Here is a 3,195-nt window from a genome sequence, read left to right as displayed (position 1 = left end):
CTGATTGTGTTGTTTGCGTCCAATCCAGCCACGCCGTTCGCTTGATTGACGGTCGATTGAGGTACGGCCAGCGCGCCCGCCGCCGCCCCGCTCACCACCCCAGGCGCAACCGTGACCGCGCCGCTTAGCACCACCAGATTGACATTGTCGATCGGAACGCTTGTGCTGCTCATCGGAAAATCCCTAAATTATAAAGAATGAATCAGCCCAAAAGCCATCAGGCCGATGGCGGCGACGGTGCCGAGCGTGGTCACGATCAACACTTGGGTTCGATGGACCCCACGCGGCGCGGCTGGCGGCAGTTCATGCCACGCCGCAATATCCTGGCCCTCGCGGAGATGCGCTTCGAGCGCGTCCAGATCGCGGCGCAGGCGGTTGATCTCGTGGCTGACTTGATCGCGCATTGGAACCTCACGGATGAATTACAGCCCGAAAATATGAATGCGCGATTCGATCACTACCCCGATCAATCCGCCCAAAATTGCCGTAAGCGAAATCAACCACGTGATGCGCCGCACCAGTCGAGCCGTGTCATCCGCGCGCTGCTGCGACCGCCCATCCGCGATCGTCGCTTTCGTGATCAGGTCATCAAGCTTGACGCTTTGAGCATGAAATTCGGCCGCAGTTTGTCTCGACTGGTCGTCTATTTTGGTTTTGAGGTCAGATATCCATTTCATGGTATCGGCCCGGTCCTCCGACCTCTGCGTCTGCAACGCTTTGATCGCCTGATCAGTCACGCCACGCCAATAGTCAGATGGATCAGCGGCCATTTCCCTACCTTCTAAGTCAATCATACGAGCCACCAAATCAGCCGGGCGACGGCGGCGATAGGCACGCATAGGAGGATGAATGCGCGGATGTAGTTGTTCGGCTGCATCGGCACATTGGCGAGTTGATCGCGGCAGTGATGTTCCTGCACCAGCCACAGCAGGGCGCACGCGATATGCGCGAGCGTGCTCCCATGCCGCGCCTGCATCGCTTCATAGAGGCTGATCGTCTCGCCGTTCGGGATGCCGAGCAGCGCCGCCTCGGTTTCGTCAAGCGCGATGCCGTCGCCTTTGAGGACGGCGTAGAGGTCGGTGAGGTAGGTCATGGTATTGTCGCGGAAGCCGCTGGCAGCGTGGTGGCGAGACCCATAATCACCGCGTCGAGTTCAACCACGTAATTGGCGACGGCTGATGCAAGCGCCTGGAACTCTGCCGTGGTGGCGAACTCATGCACGACGCCGCTTATATCCGGCCAAGGCATTGCGGTAAGCCCGGCAGGAAACTTGCCGTTTGTCGTGATGTAGCCTGCCACGCGGTTAAGCTGGCCTTGCGCCGTTTCATCGCAAGCATACGTCCCATCGAGCGCCGGGGTGCCGGTTGACGTGATGGCGATGCCTTTGCCAATGGCGGCGGTGGCCTGCTGGGCGAGCGTGGGTGCCGGTGGTGCTGGCGGTGCGCTAAAGACGCCGCCGCTGTAGAGATACCCGACTGCGACGGTTGCCGATCCTACCGCAACGAATTGTGCCGCCACGTCAGGATGAAAGCACTCCGCGAGCGTAAAGCCAGATGGCGGGGTGAAGAGTTCGGTAACGACGCCGTTATTGATGAGTGCGTACATGATCAATATTCCAAGATCACAATGCCAGCCGCGCCAGCGCCGCCGTTATAGGTCGTGCTGGTTGCGGAGGCATCATAAGCACCCCCGCCGCCCGAACCATAAGCCTGCCCCGGCTCTCCGCCATGCTCACCCGCACGTCCACCACCGCCGAAAATAGAAGCGCCTCCATTGCCCGCAAAAACTAAACCGTTGCCTTGACCGTCGCTGCCGATGCCGCCAGTGATATTGATCTGGCCGCCAGAACCAGTCCCGCCCGGAGCGCCCGCGCTTGAGGCAGTCGTTTGGAAAGAACCACCGCTCCCGCCCGTAGCGGAGCAGAACGAGGCAAAGGAACTGCTGCTACCACCTGTTTGGCTCGCCCCTCCAGCGCCGACCGTGATTGCGTAGCCGGTGCCTGGGGTAACGGTGAAGACACCGATGGCAGCGCCGCCAGCACCGCCGCCCGCGCCAGATGCGTCCGTTGACGATGTAGATGTTGATGTCGCGTCACAATTCGAGCCACCGCCGCCACCGCCTACAACCGTTGCCTTCACTTGAGTAACGCCGGGGGGGGCAGTGAACGTGCCGGACGTGGTGAATACCTGAATGCCCTTTGGGATGTCAGTATGCTGACAGCGCCAATTCCCGCCATCCCATGTCGCACGCAGTCTGGCAGACGCATATACGGTTATCGGCCATGAATAAGCTGTCGTCCCGTCGGGGAATGAGAAAAACGGTGTGCCGGATGATACGGAGCTAACAACAGTGACCTGCCCGCCGAGACCTCCCGCGATAATCTCGACACTCTGTCCATATATTGTTCCCGGCTCAAGTGTGACTGTGATCGCAGATGAATTGAGGCAAAGAACAACTGTTTGTAGCGCGATCGCCGTAATCGTCGTGGATGCTGTGATGTTTTGGTGAGAGACATCGAAAAGCTGGCTGATCGGCGCGACCTGCGACGATCCCGCCGCCGCGTTCGCCGCGCTGAACGATTCCGACGCGGAGCCGTTGATATTCGCCAGCGAAGCCAGCCCCGCATCCGTGACCGCCGCATAGGCGTAGTCGCCCACCAACCACGATTGCGCCGCCGTGCCTTCTTGGCCCCGCAGCACCGTCAGGTTGGCCCCTGATACCGCCGTTGCCCAGCATACCTCAAACACCGACCGCGTGGCTGCGTCGTTCAACGTGATGGCGAGATATGATCCGGTAGGGATGGACGGGAGGCCCGCGCTCGAAGCCAGCGTGATCGTGGTCGCAGTTGAAGTGAGCGCATCGGCCAGCGTCGTGTTGATGTTGTTCGCGAAGATGAAAACAGGCATTTACCCCACCACGATTGTATAGGTATTCTGAAACGGCAGCGCGAGAACGCCATTTGCAACACATTGTTGAAAAAACTGGCTTGATGTGCCGGTTGGTACTGTAATCGTAATCTGCGCCGCCGCCGTATATTTTACGCTGATATTCTGGATCAGATTGAGCGATATATCCAACCCGTTCGCGCCGTAGATGAACCGCGCCACGCGCCGTCGAAGCCATTGAATTGAAAACCGCTGTCCGTCGCCGCGATACAGCCACCAGGTCAGGACTCGCTTGTAGATATCATCGCTC

Annotated in this window: 4 protein-coding genes and 1 pseudogene; 1 reads left to right on the top strand and 4 read right to left on the bottom strand. The window is 59.5% G+C overall.

Translation table 11 applies throughout. From position 1 onward, the window contains the following. Nucleotides 1-197: 197 nt before the first annotated feature. Nucleotides 198-785 (top strand): hypothetical protein, encoded by a 588-nt coding sequence (locus ACP5E6_RS17485; RefSeq protein WP_427956385.1) that lies wholly within the window; start codon nt 198-200, stop codon nt 783-785. 5 nt (nt 786-790) lie between these two features. Here the strand turns inward: ACP5E6_RS17485 and ACP5E6_RS17480 are convergent, their stop codons facing one another. The 4 genes and pseudogenes from ACP5E6_RS17480 to ACP5E6_RS17465 form a co-directional block, all read right to left on the bottom strand. After that, complete coding sequence (locus ACP5E6_RS17480) at nt 791-1,093, bottom strand: hypothetical protein (protein ID WP_427956382.1); 303 nt, start codon at nt 1,091-1,093, stop codon at nt 791-793. Further along, on the bottom strand, nt 1,090-1,605 hold the full coding sequence (locus tag ACP5E6_RS17475) for a hypothetical protein (RefSeq protein WP_427956379.1): 516 nt from the start codon (nt 1,603-1,605) through the stop codon (nt 1,090-1,092). The genes ACP5E6_RS17480 and ACP5E6_RS17475 overlap by 4 nt, the downstream gene beginning before the upstream one ends. Nucleotides 1,606-1,607: 2 nt before the next feature. Further along, complete coding sequence (locus ACP5E6_RS17470; protein WP_427956376.1) at nt 1,608-2,906, bottom strand: hypothetical protein; 1,299 nt, start codon at nt 2,904-2,906, stop codon at nt 1,608-1,610. Continuing rightward, nucleotides 2,907-3,195 (bottom strand): annotated as a pseudogene (locus ACP5E6_RS17465) (hypothetical protein); the annotation flags it as partial.

The organism is Acidiphilium sp., from assembly GCF_049977125.1.
Classification (GTDB): Bacteria; Pseudomonadota; Alphaproteobacteria; order Acetobacterales; family Acetobacteraceae; genus Acidiphilium.
Note: the sequence above shows the minus strand (reverse complement) of the source record. Positions and strands in the feature narration are given on the sequence as shown.

Bases quoted from the DNA above. Each gene is read 5' to 3' on its own strand.
- ACP5E6_RS17475 (WP_427956379.1), bottom strand. From the start codon at position 1,605: ATGTACGCACTCATCAATAACGGCGTCGTTACCGAACTCTTCACCCCG.
- ACP5E6_RS17480 (WP_427956382.1), bottom strand. From the start codon at position 1,093: ATGACCTACCTCACCGACCTCTACGCCGTCCTCAAAGGCGACGGCATC.
- ACP5E6_RS17470 (WP_427956376.1), bottom strand. From the start codon at position 2,906: ATGCCTGTTTTCATCTTCGCGAACAACATCAACACGACGCTGGCCGAT.
- ACP5E6_RS17485 (WP_427956385.1), top strand. From the start codon at position 198: ATGAATCAGCCCAAAAGCCATCAGGCCGATGGCGGCGACGGTGCCGAG.